The 21,952-nt window shown below is 45.3% G+C and carries 17 protein-coding genes; 11 read left to right on the forward strand and 6 right to left on the reverse strand.

Annotated elements, in window-relative coordinates; translation table 11 throughout:
• The first annotated feature begins 9 nt into the window (after positions 1–9).
• The 3 genes from rimJ to AB6E85_RS18630 all read left to right on the forward strand — a co-directional run bounded on the left by rimJ (position 10) and on the right by AB6E85_RS18630 (position 1,707).
• The gene (gene rimJ, locus AB6E85_RS18620) at positions 10–597 is read left to right on the forward strand and encodes a ribosomal protein S5-alanine N-acetyltransferase (RefSeq protein ID WP_017060432.1); all 588 of its coding nucleotides are present in this window, start codon (positions 10–12) and stop codon (positions 595–597) included.
• Between the two features lie 152 nt (positions 598–749).
• On the forward strand, positions 750–1,223 hold the full coding sequence (locus tag AB6E85_RS18625; RefSeq protein WP_017060433.1) for a DUF2947 domain-containing protein: 474 nt from the start codon (positions 750–752) through the stop codon (positions 1,221–1,223).
• A gap of 268 nt (positions 1,224–1,491) precedes the next feature.
• Positions 1,492–1,707: a hypothetical protein gene (locus AB6E85_RS18630; protein ID WP_012604204.1), complete on the forward strand. Its 216-nt coding sequence runs from the start codon at positions 1,492–1,494 to the stop codon at positions 1,705–1,707.
• Positions 1,708–1,878: 171 nt separating this feature from the next.
• Here the strand turns inward: AB6E85_RS18630 and AB6E85_RS18635 are convergent, their stop codons facing one another.
• The 3 genes from AB6E85_RS18635 to AB6E85_RS18645 form a co-directional block, all read right to left on the reverse strand.
• Positions 1,879–4,719: an Hsp70 family protein gene (locus tag AB6E85_RS18635; protein ID WP_372143603.1), complete on the reverse strand. Its 2,841-nt coding sequence runs from the start codon at positions 4,717–4,719 to the stop codon at positions 1,879–1,881.
• A 153-nt stretch (positions 4,720–4,872) separates the two neighbouring features.
• Positions 4,873–6,822 carry an Hsp70 family protein gene (locus AB6E85_RS18640; RefSeq protein WP_372143605.1) on the reverse strand — a complete coding sequence of 650 codons (1,950 nt, stop codon included), beginning with the start codon at positions 6,820–6,822 and terminating at the stop codon, positions 4,873–4,875.
• A complete protein-coding gene (locus AB6E85_RS18645; RefSeq protein WP_017091262.1) occupies positions 6,822–7,454 on the reverse strand; it encodes a DUF2760 domain-containing protein in 633 nt (210 codons plus the stop codon). The genes AB6E85_RS18640 and AB6E85_RS18645 overlap by 1 nt, the downstream gene beginning before the upstream one ends.
• 348 nt (positions 7,455–7,802) lie before the next feature.
• On the opposite strand from AB6E85_RS18645, the gene AB6E85_RS18650 reads away from it, so the two are divergent.
• The 6 genes from AB6E85_RS18650 (at position 7,803) to AB6E85_RS18675 (ending at position 12,929) form a co-directional block, all read left to right on the forward strand.
• The gene (locus tag AB6E85_RS18650) at positions 7,803–9,341 is read left to right on the forward strand and encodes a diguanylate cyclase domain-containing protein (protein ID WP_372143607.1); all 1,539 of its coding nucleotides are present in this window, start codon (positions 7,803–7,805) and stop codon (positions 9,339–9,341) included.
• Positions 9,342–9,428: 87 nt separating this feature from the next.
• Positions 9,429–9,959, forward strand: coding sequence for a 3'-5' exonuclease (locus tag AB6E85_RS18655; protein WP_017068784.1), 531 nt, complete (start codon positions 9,429–9,431; stop codon positions 9,957–9,959).
• Positions 9,960–10,263: 304 nt separating this feature from the next.
• Positions 10,264–10,620, forward strand: coding sequence for an antibiotic biosynthesis monooxygenase (locus tag AB6E85_RS18660; protein WP_372143609.1), 357 nt, complete (start codon positions 10,264–10,266; stop codon positions 10,618–10,620).
• 15 nt (positions 10,621–10,635) lie between these two features.
• The gene (locus AB6E85_RS18665) at positions 10,636–11,331 is read left to right on the forward strand and encodes a hypothetical protein (RefSeq protein WP_061039193.1); all 696 of its coding nucleotides are present in this window, start codon (positions 10,636–10,638) and stop codon (positions 11,329–11,331) included.
• A gap of 450 nt (positions 11,332–11,781) precedes the next feature.
• On the forward strand, positions 11,782–12,486 hold the full coding sequence (locus AB6E85_RS18670) for a helix-turn-helix domain-containing protein (protein WP_061039239.1): 705 nt from the start codon (positions 11,782–11,784) through the stop codon (positions 12,484–12,486).
• 5 nt (positions 12,487–12,491) lie between these two features.
• Positions 12,492–12,929 (forward strand): hypothetical protein, encoded by a 438-nt coding sequence (locus AB6E85_RS18675; RefSeq protein WP_019822532.1) that lies wholly within the window; start codon positions 12,492–12,494, stop codon positions 12,927–12,929.
• Positions 12,930–12,962: 33 nt separating this feature from the next.
• Here the strand turns inward: AB6E85_RS18675 and AB6E85_RS18680 are convergent, their stop codons facing one another.
• The 3 genes from AB6E85_RS18680 to AB6E85_RS18690 form a co-directional block, all read right to left on the reverse strand.
• A complete protein-coding gene (locus tag AB6E85_RS18680) occupies positions 12,963–13,412 on the reverse strand; it encodes a TerB family tellurite resistance protein (RefSeq protein ID WP_372143611.1) in 450 nt (149 codons plus the stop codon).
• 146 nt (positions 13,413–13,558) lie between these two features.
• On the reverse strand, positions 13,559–15,586 hold the full coding sequence (locus AB6E85_RS18685) for an alkaline phosphatase family protein (RefSeq protein WP_372143613.1): 2,028 nt from the start codon (positions 15,584–15,586) through the stop codon (positions 13,559–13,561).
• A 101-nt stretch (positions 15,587–15,687) separates the two neighbouring features.
• Positions 15,688–16,140, reverse strand: coding sequence for a hypothetical protein (locus AB6E85_RS18690; RefSeq protein WP_372143615.1), 453 nt, complete (start codon positions 16,138–16,140; stop codon positions 15,688–15,690).
• 81 nt (positions 16,141–16,221) lie between these two features.
• Here AB6E85_RS18690 and AB6E85_RS18695 point away from each other — a divergent pair, with 81 nt between their 5' ends.
• Both AB6E85_RS18695 and hrpA read left to right on the forward strand, forming a co-directional pair.
• Positions 16,222–17,550 (forward strand): MipA/OmpV family protein, encoded by a 1,329-nt coding sequence (locus AB6E85_RS18695; RefSeq protein WP_372143617.1) that lies wholly within the window; start codon positions 16,222–16,224, stop codon positions 17,548–17,550.
• A 196-nt stretch (positions 17,551–17,746) separates the two neighbouring features.
• On the forward strand, positions 17,747–21,829 hold the full coding sequence (gene hrpA / locus AB6E85_RS18700) for an ATP-dependent RNA helicase HrpA (protein ID WP_372143619.1): 4,083 nt from the start codon (positions 17,747–17,749) through the stop codon (positions 21,827–21,829).
• The last annotated feature ends 123 nt before the right edge of the window (positions 21,830–21,952 follow it).

The following is a 21,952-nucleotide window of genomic DNA, read 5'->3' on the forward strand; positions in this document are numbered from 1 at the left end:
AACAAGATTATGGAAGATTTGAGTACACCAGAGCGCATTTATAAGCATGATGGTAATCTGATTCTACGCACGGCTGAAATTGATGACGCTGGCATGATCAGCGAGTACTTTCAGGTTAACAGAGAGTACCTGAAACCTTGGGAACCGATTCGCGAAGACGCGTTCTTTGATAGAGCGAGTTGGGCGCAGCGACTGATCAAGTTAAATGAGCTTCATAAAATGGGGCTAGGCTATTACTGTCTACTGATTAACGCTGACTCTAATGAAATGTTAGGCACCATATCGTTCAGTAATTTGTCGCGTTTCCCGTTCTACGCTTGTAATGTCGGTTACTCATTAGCGCAAAGTGCACAGGGCCACGGTTACATGCGCAGAGGCTTGAGCATGGCTAAAGACTATATGTTTGATGTGCAGAACATGCACCGCTTAATGGCGGGCTACATGCCTCACAACGAACGCAGTGCTGGTGTATTAGAACATCTTGGTTTTGTACGAGAAGGTTTTGCTAAAGACTACCTACAGATTAACGGTAAATGGGAAGACCATATACTGACGGCATTAGTTAACCCAAACTGGGAAGATAGGCGCGCTGTATAGAGAGCAATAGTCATTAGGCGTAAGTATCAATTAAACGTAAATACAGATTTAGAGGCAGTGACGACATAGATAAAATGAAACCGTCACTGCATCAAAAAGAACAGATAGGCATGGTAAATACATCAGCCTGAGAAGATATTTGAGGAATTTTGATGTCATACACAACTTTGGACGAATACCAAAGAAAATGGATTTTCACACACCAGTCAATGCCGCTGCCGGCAGAGGACTTGGAAAAGATTAAGCCAATGACACAGGCGAGAGCATCTCAGTTCTGGAAAGAGAACGTGAGCCCTCAAAGCCCAGACGCAGAACGACTAAGCTCGCAAGACTGGCCAAGCAAGGCATCGAACTGGAATGAAGAGATCAGCTGGATGGCGCATTGGGAAGCGGATGAGCCTGAAATGCCAGAAGAGATTCTTAACTTTATCGATTGGCAAGATGACGTAACTGTTTATTTTTGTTACGAAAAATACAATGTTCTTGAAACCAAATGGGCGATTTTCAAGAAGCATTGGAAGAACTTTTTGTTCTACGATGATGGCCCGATTCTAATCGGTCGTCGTCGTTCAGAAGCCCTTTGGTTTGCTACCAATGGCAAGGTGAAAATCGGTAACCGTGCTTAACCTCGGTGTGATTTAATCGAGCAGGTGTTGGTGATTCGAGAAACAGATAGATAAACAAAAAGCGAGCATTGAGCTCGCTTTTTTTGTGCCTGATGATCTTCGAAGATCATGGAAAAGTACCCACTATTTGAGCGCTGACAAAGGTGACCATTTCCATTCGTTCAATGCGGGTAAATTACGAAATTGAGATCGCTATCTCATTGGGTTAGTTGAAGTTTTATGGGGTTGAGCTATCTTTATATTACTGCCTTAGTGGAGGTGAAGTATTATGATTTGGGATACTCTCGAACGTGTAAATAAACTTCGCAAGGAAGCAATGGAGGATCCAGAGTTTTTGGATTCAGCAAAAATGCATGAGGAATGGCTTTTAAGCGAAACTCATAATCAATCAAACAAAGGAGCAAAAGAGAAAAAACCGAAAAAACTATCTGACATTTATGAAAATACGGATTTTCCTATCAACCCAACTGGAACCAAACATTAACAATGATGAACTGCAACACGGCTAAGGCTCTTAACCAAAAAGCTATAAGTCGATTACACATACCAGCCTTAAGCCACCAATAAAAAAGCCACTTTCAACGAATCGAAAGTGGCTTTTTCTTTTCTTGCTAGCTTCTTTACCATTAGTAACGAAAGCTAATCGTTTTTAAACCTAGTTGTTTATCAGGCTTAATCCGCTTGGTAACGCATCACCAAATACACGCTTAGATTCGCTCTCAGAAAGTTCAGTCACTTCACTCACTAGTGTTAACCATGAGTCAGGTACCTTGCTTTGCTTAAGCTTCTCAATCACCTGATTGCGATAGTCATCAGAGATATCAAACTGACGGTCACCGGTTTTACGACAAATCATCACCGCGGCAAAGGCGATCATCTGCTCTTTATGCCAGTTCTGCTCAAGCAGTTTCGGTAACCATTGTTCAGCTTGTTCTCTAGGAATCACGCTGTGTTGGCTACCATACAAAGGCGTTCTTGAAGCCAATCGACCTAGCGCCCACCAGTGCGCTTGCTCAAACTGATTATGGTTAATCGCTTTGCTTAAGAACCAACTTGCCAGCAGTACTTTGTCTTCAACCTCAAGTTGCTCAAGTGACGCCGCTAAACGAACCATGGCTTCATAACCATTGTCTTGCGCATCTTTGGCTGTCTTAGGGTTTTTCATTGCACCTGGGTGAAGGTATTTAGCGATGTCCGCCAAGATACTCTCTTGCTGCTCTTGGTTTAGTCCACCAGCGACACGACGCCAGAATACCCACCAGTCTGTCCAGCCTTGGTGGTTCTTGAACTGAATGTTCTGTTGGTAAAGGCCCCAAATTTGTTCGATACGCCAGGAGTCAGTCGGATCGCCAAAGCCAGGACGTAGCGAGTAACCCGCCAAACGCAGCCAGTTCTTTTCGTGTGCTTCTGAGCGGCGACGACGCTTGCGACCTAATGAGAAGGTGTCAAACAGGTGACGAAGGGTCGTGAAGTCCCATTCATCGCGTTTACCTAGTCGTTTCTCAAGATCTTTCGATAGCGTTTTGATCTCTTTCGATTCAGCGCTCTTTTTGTTGCCGCTATACAGGCGAGAAATCAACTCCTTACACTCTTCTAATCTTGGGTGAAGCGCGGAGGTATCAGATTCATCGCCTTGTTTGTTTCTTACTTCAAACTCAAGCAACCAACGCTTAGAGTCATCTTCTGTACTCACGCACTCCATTTTCAGTGTGCCGACTTCGGTTAACTGACAAGCGAGCAGTACTTCAACACGCTCTTTTTGGTTGGCTTGAAGTTCTGCAGCACCTGAGCCTTCCAAGGTAGAAATATACGGTGGAAGAGGGGAGAACAAGTCGGCATCCACATTGACCATCACACCGTTTTGAATGGCGGTGTCATGAGCAATTTGATCGTGTGTTGAAGTCAGTAGATTAAATCGTACTGGCTCACCTAAAGTCAGCGAGAAACGACGGCTGCTTAAGCGTATCTCTTGTCCTTCCTCAGTCCCCTTGGCAAGCAGACAAAGTGCTTTGCCCATCTTGTTCTTCTCTTGTAGATGCAAGAAGTAAGAACGAGCGGCACCGCCACCGATTTTCAGTTGTGCACCACGGCGGGCTTTACCAAAGGCAACCGCGCCAAGGGCAACAGACCAATCTGGATGAGGGTTATCAAGCACTGTGATCGGAGAACCGTTCCAGTTGCCAATTAGCTGTGTGATTCGCTCAGTGACCAATTCACTGTTAAACACACCACCATTGAGCAGCACGCCAACTGGAATTGCAGGTTTGGTGTCATCGAACTCAATAGAGTCTGAGTTTACTAATGCGGCTTTAGACACTTGTTGGTGTGTTGCCAGGAATTCGGCAACGTGCTTACTCACTGCAGGGTCAGCCACGTAAGGTAGGCCAAACTCAACCACAGCACTGCGGCGCTTGTCGGGTGTTTCAGTAAACTCAGAAAGCGGGAAGAAACCTTCCAATGCGATTTGATGAACTTCTTGTTTGGTTAAGCCAATACTCTTAGTACCGCCAAGCAGTTTAGAACCGCTGCCTAGCATGGTGATCTTCACATCATCGGGTGCATTGGCAGAAAGTAGGCTCTCTTTTGCGGCGCGAGTTTGTTGAATTAGCTTGGTTAGGCTAGAGGCATTCAGCTTTTTGTTTTGATTGAAGCGTTGCTCTGCAAGGTGAGCAAGTGCTAAATCGAGGTTATCACCACCAAGCATCAAGTGTTCACCAACGCCGATACGGTCGAGTGCGAGTTCGTTATTGCCGTCGCTGTTCGCATCGAATTTGGCTTCAATTAAGCTCAAGTCAGTAGTACCACCACCAACATCACACACTAGAATAAGGGGGATTTGTTGAAGTTCATCTGCTGCGGTTTGTTGGTGACGGGCATACCAGTCATAACAAACGGCCTGCGGCTCTTCGAGTAATAGAATCTTACCTAAGCCCGCCAGTGATGCGGCTTCGAGTGTCAGCTTACGTGCTGTCTCATCGAAGGAAGCAGGAACGGTAACCACAACATCTTGATCTTCAAGCTTGTTGCTCGGGTTACGGTAGTTCCATGCTTGGCGAATGTGGTTGAGGTAGCTTGCACTTGCGACAACTGGCGAGACTTTATCGACATCAGCTGCGCCAGCCCAAGGCAGAATGTCGGAGTTACGATCAACCGCTTGGTGTGATAGCCAACTCTTAGCACTCGATACTTGGCGGCCTTCAACCTTAGCGCCTAATTCACGAGCCCATTCACCGACGATAACGTTCTTAATATCGCCTTCAACGGGGCTTGGTTCCCACGGCATCGTCAGGTCAGAAGGGGAGATTTGACCTTGTGCTGGGTGGTAACGAAAGGATGGGAGTAGGGGCTTGCGAACCACTTCACCGGGGCCGATGAGTTGGTCAATATCGAAAAGAGAAACGGGAGCATGTTGTAGGTCGTCGTTGATTTCACAGTAAGCGACAACCGTATTGGTTGTGCCTAAGTCAATGCCGACTAAAAAACGAGGAGTTGCCATACAAAACCTTATTCTTCCAGAGTGATGACCAGTTTTTTGATAGCTTTGGTCTTATTGTTGTTATTCGTAAACGCCATTCCTGAGAAACAGGCAGGACTAGATTGAGAACCGTATTGATAAAGAAACGGCACCCGCTAAGGTGCCGTTGATTCATTATGCTTGTTCGTTTGAGTCGTTATTCGAGTCTTCACGAACGTCGAACTCAACGTGCCATTTCTGACCGTTGTCAGTAGCAATCGCTTCTAGGTATAAGGTACCTAGCTCAGTAACGCGAGAAGCCAAAGTTACTGGAACGACTTCACCTTCGCGACGGCCTTCAGATACCGGCAGTGTCACTTGAATTTCAGGAAGCTCATCAAGCTCTTCTGGCGCCCAGTGATCAAGGTGCGTACCCGCTTCATCTTCACGGCGAATGGTTGAACCGAAGAACTGGAAGTGTACTGGCTGACCTATCACTAGACCGAACTCTTGGCTAGGTACTTGAACGCTTGAACCTTCTTCCATACCAAATGGGGCAACACACAGTGCTTCCATTGGTGGAGCCATACCTGGGATTGCTGGCATCGCGCTTTCAATTCCTACGTAGTAAGAAGAAGCGATACCGCCACGGATACGAACGCCTTGGCCACGACGAACTGCGCCGTAGTATGAAGCGCCGCTTGCAACCGCTAGGTCTAAATCTAAACCTGAAAGTTGTTTAGCGAACTCTTCGTCTGCATTAATCAACCATTCGTTGATAGTATCTGAAAGACGATCAGCAAGTAGGTTCGATTTTAGAACACCACCATTGAACAGGATTGCTGTTGGTTTGATGAAGTCTGCCGCTGGCGCTTCTGCACCTGGCATACCTGGCATGTTTGCAAACGGGTTGAAATCTTGCTGAGCCGTTTCGCTATTTCCAGAAAGCGCGTTCGCTTGCTTAGAAAGGAATGCGGCAATGTGACGAGTAATACCTGCGTCTTGAGCGTAAGGCAGACCCATTTGAGTCAGTGCGCCACGCGTCTTTTGTACTGGGTGCTCAGTCACAGCTACTTTCGGGAAGAAGCCATCAACCAATGTTTGTTGTACTTCTTGCTGAGTCAGTTCTGTTTTCAGTGTTGCGCCAAGTAGTTTAGAACCACGGCTTGGAACAACGATAGGTACAGATTGCAGTTCAGCATCGTTTAGCAGTGCTTCTTTCGCATCACGACATGCGTGAGTCATCGCTTGAACCTGCCAAGGAGCCAGTTCTTTGCCTTCTTGAGCCAGTTTCATTTTCAGGCGGTAAGCCAGTGCTAAGTCCATGTTGTCGCCGCCAAGTAGGATATGTTCACCTACTGCGATACGGTTCAGGCTTAGGTTGCCGTCATCTTGTGTTACTTCAACTAACGAAAGGTCGGTTGTACCACCACCGATATCGACAACAAGAACGATGTCACCAACGTTTACTTCATCACGCCATGTGTCGTTGCTGTTATCAATCCAGCTGTAAAGAGCAGCTTGTGGCTCTTCAAGAAGCGTTAGGTGAGTGAAACCAACATTACGTGCAGCTTCTGCTGTTAGGTCACGAGCCGCAGGATCAAACGAAGCAGGAACCGTGATCGTTACGTCTTGGTCTGCCAGTTTGTGTTCTGGGTTTGCGTGGTTCCATGCGTCTTTAAGGTGCTCAAGGTACAATTCAGTTGTCTTAAGCGGAGATACTTTTTCAACTTCTTCAGGGCTACCTGCAGGAAGGAAAGCATCGCGACGGTTAACACCACCGTGGCATAACCAAGATTTTGCGCTGGCTACCAAACGGATAGGGGTTTTAGAGCCAAGGTTACGAGCAATTGCACCCACTAGCGCTTTCGGCTCTGAAGACCAAGGAAGAACGCGAGAGCCCGCATTCATTTCATGTTCGTGCGGTTGGTATAGGAACGAGCCAAGTTGGCTGCGAGTTTCTACTGTACCTGGCGCCGTCAGTTGAGGGATTTGCATCACCTCTACGCGAGCGTCTTCATTGCTTGTGTCGATGTAAGACAAAACGCAGTGTGTAGTACCTAAATCGATACCAACACTGAACTTAGGCGCTTGATGTTGCTCTTGAGAAGATAGCTCTTGAGCTGAATGACTTTGGTGTTCCATTATAGCTCCACCTCTGCCGGTGCAATTACAGATGCATCGTAGTTTTCAGCAAGCTTAGGCAGGTTCATGTCAGTTGCTTTCCAACCTTTGTGAACCAGTGTGCCGTTGAATGGCGCATTACCCGTTACGTTGCCAGTTAGGCGAATTTCTTGAGGGTTGAAACCTTCAGCGATAGTGATACGTGTTTCTTCATCTTCAGTGCGGATGTGAGACAGCGTTACGTAATCAGCTAATACTTTTTGACCGCCAGTGTGAATAACACGAGCTGCTGCGCCAACTTCTTCATCAGAGAATGACGTTAGGTCTTCTTTTAGGAAGTCGATAAGACGCGCTTCTTGCTGCATGATAGACAGTAGCTGCATTGCAGAGTCTGTTGGTGCTGTAGCAAGCTTAGATTCAACTTCGACTACTTTTTCGATCACACGTTCAACTTCAACAACTTTCTCTACTTCGACAATTTTCTCAACTGGCTTTTCAACTTCAACGATCTTTTCTACTGGTTTTTCTACGACTTTCTCAACCACTTTGGTTTTACGAGAAACGGCAATTAGCAGCAGTAAAACGCTTGATGCAGTTAGGCCTGCGTGAAGCATATCAAACGTCTGTGGGATTAGGTTCAAATCAACGATCATAGTGATTTCTCTTTAAAATTGATTTAACGGTATATTCGTCGGTTCAAAGGAATATACAGGTTGGAAAGAAACTCATTGGCACTAGGCCGAAACGGTCACTTTCAAGCTATAAATATGGATGGATACTAGCATATTCAAGGCTTAAGAGTGGTATTTAATGTTTTTAATCAAGTGGGTTTTTGGTGTGTTAGCTTGAAATTTAGTCGAGATTCGGTCGAATATTGGTCGCCGATGTAAGAGCGAGGTAAACAATGCCCATTTTATGTCATTTTTAAAACCAAACTTAAATGGAGCATCATTCCCTTCCGTTATATACTTTTAACTCATTAGAGCCTATTTGGAAGCCACATGCCCCACACCACCGACCCACTAACAGGGTTGAAGAGACGAACTCTCCCATTGGTCGTATTTTCGGTCAGTTTTTTGATTACTGTGTTGTGTTTTATATTAGTCGCGCTAAACCAAAACCGCGCGCTAAATATGAATCTGGATAGCTTTGCTACTCACCAGACATTGAGCTTGGAAGCGTTTATCGCCAATGATGTGGCTTATATCGGTTCAGGAGCTAATTTTTTCTATTCTAACGAACCTGAAAACTGGGATAAATTTGACCGTTTTGCTCAGCAAACGATTAATGACTCAAAAAGCTTAATCGGCTTACAGTGGATGCAAAAAGTGCCGGCAGACGAGATTGCCGAGCATACCGCTAAGATGAAAGAAAAATACCCGTCTTACGAACTGTTCACGATTCCAAAACACGAAGCAAAAGCCTTTGGTTACATCTTAGATGGCGAGCCGGCGTTCATTGCTAGTGACCTGTATCCCAATACACAAGCAAACGACAACGTTCTTGGTTTTTACTCTTCTCGTGAGCGCTTCAAGCTGGTTTTAGATAACATCAGACAGACGCGTAAAGCGAATATTTCAGACAAAGTTCGCTTGCTTCAAGACGGCTTAGATCAAGACACACCAAAGACAGGTATGCTGGTTTATCACCCTGTATTTGAGGGTGAAAGCGACAACCTGCTCGGTGTTGTAATTGGTGTGGTTCGCACGACTTATTACTTTGAAAATCTACTGGCTTCGGCAGTGGGTGACATGGATGTCTATATTCGTGTTACCGATACGGGCTTCGAAGCAGAAGACTCCCCAATCCTATTTGAAACTGAGGGTTATGAAGCTGTTTCTGGCCACCATATAACAAAGACGATTGAATTGACTAACCGTGATTGGAAGGTCGATTATAAAATAGATTCATGCATCTCTTTCTATGGCTATTTGGTCTTAACCGGAATTGTTTTGGTGGGGACAACCATCTCATTGTTGTTGGCGTATATCGTTAACATGCAAATCCGAGAGAAAGAGCGTTTGTATCAAATGCTTGATAAAAGAACAGAAGAGCTTCGCTTTCTAGCCAACCATGACAGTCTTACGGAAGTTTATAACCGACGTGCTTTCAATAAGATGTTAGATAAAGCGATACAGCGAAATGAACCCTTTAGTCTTATCGGATTTGATGTCGATAAGTTCAAAGGCATTAATGACCAATTCGGCCACCCTGCAGGGGATGCTTTACTCATTCATGTCATCAAGCTGATTTCAGTGAGCCTGAAAGAGGGTGATAACCTGTTTCGTATAGGTGGAGATGAGTTCTGTATCATTTCTAGTATTACAAACCATGAAGCCCTAGACAGGTATCTACAATGCATTCTAAGTACAGTGAGTCACTCTCATTGTGAGCATAAAGGTCGACAGCTCAGTTGTACTTTGAGTATTGGTGCTGCCATTCGAGCCAACGAAAACACGGAAGAGATTCTACAAAAAACAGACAGTATGCTCTATCAAAGTAAGTCGAATGGCCGAAATCGAGTGACAATTGCAGGCTAAATGAGCACTTGATACAACTAGGGTCGAGTTCTGTATTGGGCTCATGTACAATTTCACGAAATTTTTGACGAGAGAATTAGGCGACGTATGAATCACAATCGAGTGGTGTGTTTCGATTTGGAAATGTGCTGTTGGAGCGAAGACGGTGTGGGAACAACAGGGGAGATCATTGAAGTTGGTCTTGCTGAGATTGATCTAGCATCCGGCACTATCGTGAAGCGAGCGCAATACTACGTTAAGCCAGAGAAAGACGAAGTCTCTCTATTCTGTGCCGAGTTAACGGGCATTACACCTCGTAAAATCGAAAAGCAGGGTCGCCCATTAGAGTCTGTCATCAAGTCGATGATTAAGAACTTCGGCGGTCCAAAAAAAATCTATGCAGCGTGGGGACGTGACGACCTCATCTTACACAAAGAGTGTATTGAAAAAGGCATCGAACCGCCGTTCAGCGAATTCTTGAATATCGCCACGCTTTATCGAGTTCAGAATCGATTGAAAGACAAACGCATTGGTCACCGCGCCGCACAAGAAGCGAAAAACATTGAGTGGGAAGGTCGTCAGCACTCGGGTTATGTCGATGCTTATAACTTGGCTAAGCTAACGCTGACGATGCTGTAGTCGTTTGCATTAAACGGCGCTTGGTTAAAACTCAAACCAGCAAGACTCTTGTGAGTTATTCAAATTAAGAGCCACCTACTATTAGGTGGCTTTTTTGTGCCTGTAATTTAAGGAAAATTTCCTTCAAAAGAAAACTCATTTCAGCGAGTAGCTTATCAATAGTGAATGGCTACATCGCTTATTTTACGAATGAATAATATTGGTTTGGAATTTAGCTTTTTAATTAATATTAAATCGCAGGTAGCAGCCTTGATTGGGCAGGGCTAGATGATAGCGTTAGCTCACCCAAAACAAGGAGAATAGGATGAAGAACATAATTAAGTATGGATTGGCACTGGGGGCGCTAAGCGTAAGAGCGTTGGTTTCGGCACAACCCGTTGTATTGATAAACACTTTTTCGGTCGAGCCAGCCCATGAAGCTGCGACATTAACGTATTGGGAAGATGCGCGAGATGTTTTGGTGAAGCAACCTGGATATATCTCTACCAAATTGCACCGCTCTTTAAGCTCGGACGCGACATACCGCTTTATCAATGTCGCTGAATGGGAAAGTAAGAAGCAATTCCATGATGCAATACAAGTGATGAGAAAAGAGCTACCTCCTTTAAAAATCGAAGGGGTTTCTGCTGACCCTAACTTGTACGAAATTATTCGCGACTAATTAGGAAACCACATAATGAAAACAATTCGAGGAACCTTTTTAGCTATTTTTAGCTTTCTATTTTCAGCGATTCTATTCTCTAGTTATAGCCATGCTGCGGCATACGGCGTGTCAGTGGCTTGGAAAACCGATGATGCTCAAGCGGTATTTGAGGCAATGCCTCATCAGCAAAAAGCCTTTGCTAACTTAGTTGATGCAGGATTGGTCCACGACATGTTCGTATCAGAAAGCTTTGTCGGAGATAAGAAGTTTCCGATCATCAAGTTTGTGATTGAAGCGGACAGTGAACAGCACGTTCGTGAGTTGATTGGTAACTTACCATTCCAATTTAAAGAGCTTGTCGAGGTTACCGAAATCAGAGACATCGGCAATAAGTGGTTAAACACCGAAGTTGCTTTCAAAAACTACGCAGTCGAACTCGCTTGGACAGAGCCTGAGAATCAATTCATTGTCGATGAGATTATCAGTCAAGATTTACAAATGGTTGTCGATTGGAGCGCTCAAGGCGTGATTACGTCTGCTTACTTAAAACATCAACAAATAGCCCAAGAGAAGCCAAACCAAAAAGCGATGATCAGACCTATCTACTCAATGGCAATATTGGCTAAAAACGAACAACAAGCTCGCGAAGTTGCCAGTCAGTTGAATGCAGTAAAGCTAGGCTTTGCTGAGGTCATGGTTAGTGAACTGGGCTTTAAACTAGACCTATAAATAAATGAGTTCTATAGACGATAAGAACTAAAGAAAATGAAAGCTATCGAAAACGAGAATTATCAAAATCAATCGATGTAGCTTTCTTTCTATAGACCTCATTAGTTGTTCTAATGGCTAGGCTTTGTACTAAGGTGAGTGGGTCTACATGACTCACTCACCTTGTTGTTATTTTATCTTGTTACCTGCTGAGCTTATATTTGGCTTAATTATTGGCTAAACTTATCACCATTCTTTTCTATGTATGGTTTGGCATTAGCTCGACCAAACAAACACCTTTTTGATGACCTTTTTATTTATGAACACCTCGCCGGAATGAACGCCAGTAGCCCTGAAAAAATCATCTTAGACGCTTCGGGTATTGAGATGATTAACAACACACTCATTGATTCGAACTTGGACAAGCGGGTGACTTTGTCTCCCTCAGAAGCCTTGATTCTTGAGTTCCTAGTGAAGAATAGCCCCAAAGCCGTGGGTCGCGACTTCTTGCTTGAGCATTGTTGGCCGGGCAGGGTGGTGACGGGCAGTTCGCTTAATGTTGCAGTTAAGAATATTCGTACAGCATTAGGTTCACTTAAGTGTGATTGCAAAATCTTAACGGTGCAAAAGGAAGGGTACAGTTTTAATAGACCTCAACAGCTTGGTGGCTACCTATCTACACCCACCTCGGCTATTCAAGTTGAAGTACCTCAATATGAAGCGCCTAAAGTTGAAGCGCTTAACGTAACCTCAGCATCAAAGAGCTCGAGTACTGAACGTGGTGACAATGAACATGAGCCAGCCTTAACGAAGCAACCAGACTTCTATAAACAGCGTCAGGTGCAGCATTTTGCCGCGCGTCATCGCTCTCGCATCGCAGGAATATTAGCCAGCGGATTTCTTCTCATGCTGTTTTATCAGTTTGCTTTTTTTATGGATAAGACGAGTTATCACGGCATGGATGTTTATCACGACAGTTTGAATTTTGATCAAGAGCTTTTAACTGAGTTGAATACTGTGTCAGAACTCGGTGTTGAGTCACTTTACCTGCATCGCATTGGTGTTGGGTGCCAGAACATTCAAGCTGTTGCTTTGATAAACGGGCGCTGGAAAGAGATGAGCCATCAGTTTAAGTCGCTCTCTTGTGACGACGACAATGACGATGAGCGAGGATAGCCGATATGAATCGTAAGTTTTGGATGCCTATCTTGTTGACGCTTTTTGTGATTCTAAATGTAGGCTTGATTTCTGGGCTCGCAACCAAAAGTACTTATAAATTCACCGCAGAATACCCGATGATAGGCTGGGAGAAAATCTCACTTCGATTGGAAAATGGTCGAGTTAAAATGCAGTACATTGGTTACGATATGGATGGAAACGTCGCTCAAACCAAGCAAATGTTTGGTGTGTTCTTACGCTGGGGGAATCACTACTACCTTTATCAATTGGACCAAGAGCAGGCCCAAGATAAACAGACATTCAATATCAAGCACTTATATATTCAACAAACCCAAGGTAAGCGCAGTGTGTTGGTATCGAATCAGCGCGGCCTTTATGTAACGAAAAAAGGCGCGCCATTAGAACTTAAAGGCATCATGCATGGCGATCGATTACGTTAATACAGAGGCTTAACGCGAATAGAAAACCTTTGGTTAGCTTTTACCGAGGACGTTCAGCTTAGTTTTGATAAAGTCACTGTGGCCAACGTAGAGCAGTTCTGCTGTTTTACGGATCACAGAGTCTTCGATAGGGTCAATTTCCCCGTCGGCATGCGCCACTTCCCACATCGCTTTGATTAAGTCGATTCTCACTGGCTGAGATAGGTCTCTGAGTTGCGATGTAAAGTCATACAGCGATACTGATTGCTCTACTTTTGGTTCTGCTTGCGCGAGCAGAACCTTTGCTTGTTCTTCATCTAAATCCAGCAAACGTTGCAGAAGCTGAAGCTTAGCGACTCTTTCTGATTCATTGATCTGATGGTCGGCTCCCGCGACTTCACACAACAAACTCGCGATGGCGATATTAGGTGATGTGCCTTGGTTTTTGCTTAGGTCCTGGCCTTCAATCAATTGTTTAAACATTGATGTGAGAGAATTGAACATAACGAGCTCCAGTTAAAATTTGTATCGGGTTCCGTAACGCTGATAGCTATCAACTATAAACATAACTATTGGGTCTACAGAGTGTGATCGCAAGCGTCTTTACTAAAAACTGACATTACGGATACGCGAGCGATAAGGAGCACTTCTTAGTCCGGTTCCGGAAAACGCGTAACCTTACCATCGCCGCTCAGGGTGGTGATTGATTGCGGTTTCCCATCAGTGTCTAGCCTCAATTCTCCAATCGCACTGCGGTTTGAAAGGCGATAGAAGGTTTGATTGTCGGGGCTTCGCTTTTCGATCTTCAAGCGTTTACGCTTAGTGAAGTAGTTCAAAACTGAGCGAGGGCTGTATAACAGGCGGTCCCATACATCGCAGAATTTAAGCAGCGGAGCAGGGAACTGATTTTTAATACCACTACAGGTGATTTGATAGATGTTCGGGCTGTTGCGACGATACCTAAGCTTGATGTCATAAGCGAAGGAGTAGTGAACGTCACCAGAAAGTACCACGAAGTTGGTCGGTGTTTTGGTATGGGTAAAGATACTGATCAGCGTATTTGCACTGCCCGGATGTGCCATCCAGTTTTCAGCGTCAATCACTAATGGCTTTCCGATTGTGGTCGCCATCTTTTGCAGTGTTTCAATAAACTTCACGCCAAACATCGGTGCAGCAGAAACGATCACCACTTTATCTTGATTCATTAACTGGTGTTGAAATTCAATCAAGGCTTCCCAGTCCATTAAACCTGAAGGCTTATTCATGCGAGACTCTGAACGCCAACGACGCGTTCGAGTATCCAACACAATGACTTTGGGTGAGGTATCTATTGTGTAGTGCCACTCTTCAAAGCGACTCAGCATCTCAATAAAGGCTTGATGCTTGTCTGGCTCGATGTTGCTAACAGAGTGAGTAGTCACTGCATTGCCGGTTTCATTATGAGTTTGTTTAGTAATGCGCGGTTGATCAACAAAAAGCTGTTTTGCTTGCTCGATAAACGTTTCGTCGAAGCTCTCCGGTTTGTTACCCCAACCCTGACACATCCAGTAAGCCGCGAGGCCGTTGCCAATGACTTGAGTTGCGAACTGGTTTTGGTCGACGGCATGTTCCCAGCCCACGGTAAGGTTCCAATCATCAGTCACATCGTGATCGTCGAAGATCATGTACGTTGGAATATGCGCGAATAGACGTTGTACTTGCGGTAAGCCAGCAATGAAATCATCCATGATGACGCTTTCATCACGCCACTGTTGCTGCTCAGTCGGTGTTAATTGGCGTTCCCCTTGAGTGAAGTTATTCTCAATTAGACGCTCTCGATTGACGCATTGCCACAGTGTCGGAGTCCAAACCAACAAGTACATCGCGATAAACTCAGACAGCGTGACCAAGTGGTTTTCACAATCGGTAGAACTAAAAATCGGCACGCCACGATTCGGGAAGAACTTATCGAGCATCGATTCTGAAGCGGTGTGGTGCGGTAAATAGTGATGACGCTGATATAAGTGATATTCACTGTTATACAGAGCGTCACTGCTGTTGATTTGTTTAATTTGCGAGTCAGTCGGTAAGCTCTCGCCTACAAGGCCAAGCAGTCGAATAACTTGTTGAATAGCATCAAGTGTTGGGCCTGCCACATGGTCGGCGTAGATTTGATCGCCGCTCATCATCAGCATGTCGGGTCTTTCAGCGACGGTTTGCTCGGCCATCTTGTTGTCGGCTGCGACTAGGCTGTCCTTGCTTGGATGATGGGGATTACGGCAAGAGCCATGCAGAATGTAATTAGCCGAGGTCGATATCTTAAACTCAACGCGAGATTTACCGTTGTAAACAAGGTGAGGGGCGAGCTCTTTTAGTGAACCTGACTCTGTGTGAATGTCATATTCAAGCAGCGTATCAGTCGGAAATTCACCTTGTAAGCGAATTAGCGTTACCCACGCATGTGTACCGATTTGAATCGAATCATGCTCTTCAAGCGATGAGGTATAAAACGGCTGGTCTTGTTCTGCTTCAGAATGCTCTTTTTCGTTCGAAAAGCCCGTTTCTTGAATGTGAAGTTCAGCTCTGCCTGTAAGAGGCGAGCTGGTGGCTAACCAAAGTACCACTTCAGTCGCGGTGGTTTTTCTTAAAATGGGTCCGGCGAGTAACAGGGGAAGAGATGATGTCGTAGAGGGTTTCAATACGGTACCTAAAATCGTTGGTGGTTAGTCGTCGTGGTGTTCTTTTGTTTCGAGCTTGTTCGTGTCTGGCTTTGTGGTTTGAAGCTGTGATGCTTCAAGTTCTACTGAGTCAGATTCTGTTGTTTATGCTCTGCAATCTCAGGCTCTGTCGTTTCAGATTCCGTTGATTCAAGTATTTCGATAACTTCCGAGCTAGAAAGTTCATGGCCCATTAGAAATATTGCCAATAGGGCATCGGCTTTGGTCTTGGTATCGGAAGGCTCGTCTAATAACAGTTCGAGCTTTTCTCGAATCATAGCGATTTCGTGCTCAACAAAGCCACGGCCTTCTTCATCCCCTTGATTGTCTTCAGGGGCATTATCGAATTCAAGAAATAGCATGTCACCGTCTAGGTTGGTATCCACCAAACGCTCGGGCAACCACGCCTCACCCATAACAATATCTGGATCGGAATATTTGGGTAAGTGATCTATAATGTTTTGTAATTCGGAGACTTTCACAATACTTTCATTTAACCGAGAATATTCTACATTGTAACGGCCAATGCCGAGCAAACCTAAAAATAGTTAGCCGTCATGGTTAATAAATGTCTATTCAGTAACACAATATTTATTACAAAGAGTAATTAGATAAGAATGAAGCTCAAATATTTACCGACTCTCCCTTCATCTGGGGTGGTTTTACTAGGCAGTGCTTTCTTAAGTAGCATTTTCGTAAGTGCTAATGCGTGGGCCGCTGAAGAGCAAGAGTGGGGCATCGCAGCAATGTTCCGTACAGCGAGCATCCCTTATGACACGTCTGGTGGTGACCAATCGGTTAGCTCATTCGTACCGATGCTGTTTTTTAAGAACGATTATGTGTTCATTGACGGTACCGAGATGGGGGCATACCTCTATCAAACTGACGATGAGAAGTGGTCTTTCAATGCTATCTCTCGCATGCGCTTTATTGATATCCCGGCATCTGAGCAGAACGCGATTGAAGGCGATACGGCGGATTTCGGTGCTCAACTGACCTACCAACTTGATGATTTTTGGTCAGTTGAGACGGAATTAATGAGCGACAGTGAATACAACTTCCACGGTAACTTACGTGCTAAAGCTAAGTATGAAACCGGAGATTGGGAGTTTTACCCGAGCGCGACACTTCGTTATAAAAGTGCTGACTTCAACAGTGAGTATTACTCCGCGTCTAATGAAACCATTGGTGCTGGTGTGGACTTAAATGTCGGTGTTGAAACGCGTTACCATGTGGTTTCAAACTTGTACTTATTGGGTTCAACCAGTGTGACTCGATTGGACGACAACGCTTACGATTCTTCGATTGTTGAAGACCGTTATCAAGGTGAATTGTATCTTGGCTTTGGTTTCTTTAACGACAAAGAGAAAGCGCCGAAACCTAAGCTGAGCAATGCGCCGTATTTACGTGTCGCACACGGCTGGGCAACGCCATCCAATATTGGCGACATCATGAAGTTCAATACAGAGAAAGACGAATACAACAACCAGTTGACTTCGTTCTTCTATGGACACCCGTTAACCGATGAGATCTTTGGCTTCCCATTGGACATCTATTTGACCCCAGGTATTGCGCATCACTGGAGTTCAGACGTTCAATCAAGCAGCACCGAATACATTATCGCAATCAAGGCGTACTACACCTTTGATTGGCCAACTCAGTGGCGTGTTGGTGTGGCAGAAGGCATGTCTTATATTGATTCGATTACCTACATCGAAGGCTCTGAGATGGACCGTAAAGGTTACACCGCAAGCCATTTGTTGAACTACTTAGACTTCTCATTTGATGTCAACGTCGGCGACTTGATAGGTAAGAATGACTTGAACAACTTGTGGTTCGGTTACTCATTGCATCACCGTTCTGCAATCTTTGAAAACGCGTCCCAGTTCGGACGAATCAAAGGCGGCAGTAACTACAACACGGTTTACTTCCAGTACGAGTTCTAAGGTTAGTTTTGAAATGTCGTTTAACCGTAGTTGACTAAGTACGACTTACATTTGACCTCGCTTTCATAGCTCCTGCGAGTGTTAGCGAGATTAATCAGCCTGATAGCAAAAGGTTTTCCCTTTGCTGTCAGGCTTTTTTGTTTGAGACTTGTGATATAATCGCGCGAGTTTAATAAGTACAAGAATAGGACACGCTTTGACTTCGTCTCCGGAAAAAGCAGATAACAACAAGAATGCAGCACAGCCAAGTTCTTCACAGAACGAAGCGAAATCAAATAAGCCTGCATCGAACCGACCTGCTAAACAATTAAATGCTGAACAATCAAATACCAAAAAAGCTGATCAATCAGCGACAAACAACAAATCATCTCAGAATAGCCCAGCCTCTCTTCGTAAAGCGCTCAACGAATGTATGATGCGCGACCGCTTCCGTTTGAGTAAGCGAATTGCTGGTGCGAGCAAAATTAAGAACGAACAAGCTAAGCATGCTGTCTTTGATGAGATTGCGTTAGACATTGCTAAGTCGATGATGACGGCAACTCAGCGTGCGGCACAGAAACCAACGATTGAATACCCAGAAATTCTACCGGTTAGCCAAAAACGCGAAGACATCGCGAAAGCCATCGCTGAAAACCAAGTGGTTATCGTGGCGGGTGAAACGGGTTCGGGTAAAACCACTCAGTTACCAAAAATCTGTTCTGAGCTTGGCCGCGGCCGCTTTGGCTTAATTGGTCACACTCAACCTCGTCGTCTTGCGGCGCGTTCGGTTGCGAACCGTATTGCTGAAGAGATGGAAACGCAGCTGGGTGAGTTCGTTGGTTATAAGGTTCGATTCAACGACCAAATTTCTGACAACACACAAATCAAATTGATGACCGACGGTATTCTACTGGCGGAAATTCAACACGACCGATTCTTAAATCAGTACGACACCATCATCATCGATGAAGCGCACGAACGTAGCCTGAACATCGATTTCATCATGGGTTACCTGAAAGAGTTACTGCCAAAGCGTCCTGATCTGAAAGTGATCATCACGTCGGCAACCATCGATCCAGAGCGTTTCTCTAAGCACTTTAACAATGCACCGATCATTGAAGTGTCTGGCCGTACTTACCCAGTTGATACCCGTTACCGCCCATTAGGTGGTGATGAAAGTGATTCAGACCGCGATCAAATCGAAGGCATCTTTGAAGCCGTTGATGAGCTGTGTGATGAAGGCCTTGGCGATATCTTGATCTTCATGAACGGTGAGCGAGAAATTCGTGATACCGCAGATGCATTAAGTAAACGCAACCTTCGTGATACCGAAATTGTCCCGCTTTACGCGCGTCTATCGGCGGGTGAACAGAACCGAATCTTCCAGTCTCATACTGGTCGACGCATCGTTCTGGCAACCAACGTGGCAGAAACCTCGTTAACCGTTCCGGGCATCAAGTATGTTATCGACCCGGGTACGGCGCGTATCAGCCGCTACAGTTACCGTACTAAAGTACAACGCCTACCGATTGAGCCAGTATCTCAAGCGAGTGCTAACCAGCGTAAGGGTCGTTGTGGTCGTGTTGCGGAAGGTATCTGTATTCGTCTGTACTCTGAGGAAGATTTCGAGTCACGTCCAGAGTTTACTGACCCAGAAATTCTTCGTACTAACCTAGCGTCGGTTATCCTTCAGATGACAGCGCTAGGCCTAGGCGACATTCAAGCGTTCCCATTTGTTGAAGCGCCCGATAAGCGCAACATTCAAGATGGTGTAAGACTGCTTGAAGAGTTGGGTGCGATCGCAACAGCTGAACCAGCTGCAAACAAAAACAAGAACCACGGCGACGACAAGAAGAAGCTAACCGCAATTGGTCGTAAGCTGGCGAAGCTGCCTATCGATCCACGTTTAGCGCGTATGGTTATCGAAGCACCACGTAACCGATGCCTACACGAAGTGATGGTGATCGCGTCTGCGTTGTCGATTCAAGATCCGCGTGAGCGTCCATCAGATAAGCAACAATCGTCTGATGACAAGCACAAGCGCTTCTTCGATAAAGAGTCTGACTTCATCACGTTTGTGAACTTGTGGGATTACATCAAGCAGCAGCAAAAAGCGCTGTCGAGTAACCAGTTCCGCAAACAGTGTAAGCAAGATTACCTCAACTATTTACGTATCCGTGAATGGCAAGATGTGTACTTCCAAATTCACCAAGCAATGCGTGAACTGGATACTAAGTTGAATACAGAACCGGGCAGCTATGATGGCATTCACATGTCACTGCTATCAGGTCTGCTTTCGCACATCGGTATGAAAGACCAAGAGAAGAATGAGTATCAAGGTGCACGTAATGCGCGCTTCCATATCTTCCCTGCGTCTGGCTTATTTAAGAAACAACCGAAGTGGATCATGTCTGCTGAGCTGGTGGAAACCTCGAAACTTTGGGGGCGTGTTATCGCGAAGATTCAACCTGAATGGATTGAACCACTAGCGAAACACTTGATTAAACGTAGCTACAGCGAACCACATTGGTCGAAGAAACAAGCAGCGGTAATGGCACACGAAAAAGTGATGCTTTACGGAATCCCAATCGTACCTAAGCGCCTTGTGAACTACGGCGCGATTGACGCAACCGTCAGCCGTGAGTTGTTTGTACGCAGTGCATTAGTAGAAGGTGAGTGGGAAACCAAACATGCTTTCTTCAAGCAGAACCGTAAGCTTTTACAAGAAGTCGAAGAGCTAGAGCATAAATCGCGTCGTCGTGACATCTTGATCGACGATGATGAACTGTTCGATTTCTATGACCAGCGTGTTGGTGAAGAGGCGGTATCTGGCCGTCACTTTGATACATGGTGGAAGAAGACCAGTCAGAAAACCCCTGAGCTGCTGAACTTCGAAAAGTCGATGCTGTTCCGAGGCGATGCTAGCCACGTTACCGATCTGGATTACCCGAACTTCTGGCACCAAAATGGTATCAAACTGAAGCTGAGCTACCAATTTGAGCCGGGCGACGACAACGATGGTGTAACGGTACACATCCCGCTGCCTATCTTGAACCAGATCGACCAGAACGGTTTTGATTGGCAGATCCCGGGTCTACGTCAAGAGCTAGTGATTAGCCTGATTAAGTCGTTACCTAAAACGCTACGCCGTAACTTTGTGCCTGCGCCAAACTACGCTGATGCATTCTTGGCACGTGTGACACCACTTGAAGTACCGTTATTGGATTCTCTTGAGAAAGAGCTACGTCGCATGACGGGTGTAGAAGTGGTCCGTGATGACTGGAAGTTAGACCAGATTCCAGAACACTTAAAGGTAACATTCCGCGCTGTCGATCATCGCAAGCGTAAGCTGAAAGAACAGAAAGACCTGCATGAGCTGAAAGAAAGCCTGAAAGACAAGGTTCAAGAAACGCTTTCTAAAGTGGCAGACGATGACATCGAGCAGCAGAACCTGCATACGTGGAGCTTTGGTGAATTACCAAAAGTCTACCAACAGAAACGTGGCGGCTACGATGTTAAAGCCTTCCCTGCGCTGGTGGATACCAAAGACAGCGTAGAGATCAAACTGTTCGAAACCGAGCAAGAGCAGATCTCAGCAATGAAGTCGGGTCAGCGTCGTTTAATCCTGTTGAACGTGCCATCACCGATCAAATACTTGCACTCGAACCTGCCAAACAAATCGAAACTTGGCTTGTACTTCAACCCATACGGACAGGTACTCGATCTTATCGATGACTGTATCGCTTGTGGTATTGATAAGCTGATTGAAGAGAAGGGCGGCTTGGTTTGGGAACCAGAGCAGTTTGAAGCTCTGAAAGAACACGTGCGTGCAGAGCTGGGTGATACGGTTGTTGAGATTGCTCAACAGGTTGAAACCATCCTAACCACGGCATTCAGCATCAGTAAAAAGCTGAAAGGACGCGTGGATCTTTCTATGGCATTCGCACTTTCTGACATAAAAGCTCAAGTAGAAGGTTTGATTTTTAAGGGTTTTGCCACAGAATGTGGGTGGAAACGCTTGCCGGATATTCTACGCTATATGAGAGCGATTGAACGCCGCATGGAAAAACTGCCAATTGACCCGAATAAAGATCGTCTTCATATGATCAAAGTTGAGTCAGTAATGAATGATTACAAAGAACTGCTGAATAAAATTCCAAAAGGGATCGCGGTTCCAGAAAATGTAAAAGAGGTGCGTTGGATGATAGAAGAGCTTCGTGTAAGCTTCTTCGCACAGCAGCTCGGTACGCCTTACCCAGTATCAGATAAGCGTGTTAAAAACGCGATTGATGCTTGCTAAAGGAATAAAGCTAGACGCAATGGCAAGGTTTGGGTATAAATCTTGCTTATTGCATTACTAATTGAATAGTTATTACATACAGGGCGACTTGGTGGCAATTTATTACCACTCAAGGCCTGCCAC

Origin of the sequence: Vibrio sp. 10N.247.311.51 (assembly GCF_041467855.1) — a bacterium.
Lineage (GTDB): Bacteria > Pseudomonadota > Gammaproteobacteria > Enterobacterales > Vibrionaceae > Vibrio > Vibrio coralliirubri.